General features: G+C 60.0%; 1 protein-coding gene. It reads left to right on the forward strand.

Features of this window, described 5'->3' with window-relative positions; all coding sequences use genetic code 11:
- The first annotated feature begins 76 nt into the window (after nucleotides 1-76).
- Nucleotides 77-1264, forward strand: a complete 1188-nt coding sequence (locus tag EN781_RS32500) for a DUF2235 domain-containing protein (RefSeq protein WP_091600486.1) — start codon at nucleotides 77-79, stop codon at nucleotides 1262-1264.
- Nucleotides 1265-1416: the final 152 nt, after the last annotated feature.

Here is a 1416-nt window from a genome sequence, read left to right on the forward strand (position 1 = left end):
CTCCGGAGGGCGCTGACTTAGGACCGCTGGACAGCCGCCATATGTCGTGGTCTGTCTTCCTTTTCAAGGAAGCGAAATGGAATCATTATCGGCAGCGGGACCGGGTAAGAAGCGGCTGGCGGTTTTCCTTGATGGAACCTGGAATTCCGTGTCGGACAACACCAATGTCTGGCGCTTGCGCGCCCTGTGTTCAACGAAAGACACCGGAAACCCAGCCCAGCTCGCCTACTATGATATCGGGGTGAACGGAGTCATTGGCGGAGCCTTTGGGAAGGGGCTGCTCAGGAATATCCTTGATGCCTATGAGTGGCTGGTCGAAAACTACAACGATGGTGACGACATCTTCGTGTTCGGCTTCAGCCGTGGCGCCTTCACTGCGCGTTCTCTGACAGGCTTTATCACCAAGTGTGGCCTGTTGAGGCCGGGTGCCCCGTTAAGCGTCAACCAGTTGTTCGCCCGGTACCGCCGACGCGACGCGCTGACCGTGTGGAAGCTTCATGACGACTTGGTCGCAGGCCCGCTGAAGGCCTCTGCCCTGGAAGAACGCTGGATGCTGAAATACTCCCGCCGCGTGCCGATCAAGCTGGTGGCCGTCTGGGACACTGTCGGCGCGCTCGGCATTCCCGCGTTCAGCTGGGAAGGCATCAGTCGGACCAGTTTCCGATTTCTGGACACGGGCTTGAGGGTGCCAATCGAGAATGCGTTTCACGCCCTTGCCCTCGATGAGCATCGCAACAGCTTCATGCCGACGTTATGGACGAAGAGAATCCCTACCGATCCCCAGGCGGTGATCGCACCGCCGCGTCCCTACAGCAGTGTCGAGCAGCGTTGGTTTGCTGGCGCCCACGGTAATGTGGGCGGCGGATACCCGAATGATCTGCTTGCACAGGCTCCTCTCAGCTGGATCATCGAAAAGGCCCGGTCCCACGGTCTCGCGTTCAGGAGCGACATCGAGGTGGACGACGGGGCCCTCGACGCTCCGATTTCAGACTCTTACCGGGAGTTCATGCGCGGCTCCTACGCCATCCTCAGCAAGAGGCATCTTCGGCCCATTGCATCCCCTCCCGGCCGGGACCCGGATGCGACGTACATCAATGTCAATGAGACGATTGATGGCTCGGTCTTCGAGCGGTATCGCCACTCGTCAAGCTACCGGCCCGCCAATTTGGTTGAGTGGTCGACTCGCAAGGGCGTCGATCTTGACGCGGTGATGGGTTGGGTCGATGCCGAACAGCCTGGAAAGGCGGTTGGCGAGATCCACTGACCGCTGAGTGGCGTGCAGTGCCGCCGTCTGCTTCCAGGATCTGGCCGTTCCGGCTGACATGCAGAGCGCGAAAGATGCGCCGTGGGCGGAAATGGAGTAAACGTCGTCCACCTAGATAGTAGATGCTTTGCGCTCTGCCTCAGACGGGAGGG

Source organism: Mesorhizobium sp. M4A.F.Ca.ET.090.04.2.1 (genome assembly GCF_003999085.1).
In the GTDB taxonomy this organism is placed as follows: domain Bacteria; phylum Pseudomonadota; class Alphaproteobacteria; order Rhizobiales; family Rhizobiaceae; genus Mesorhizobium.

What these genes read in the sequence shown, in the direction of transcription:
- EN781_RS32500 (WP_091600486.1), top strand. Translation starts at nt 77, where the DNA reads ATGGAATCATTATCGGCAGCGGGACCGGGTAAGAAGCGGCTGGCGGTT.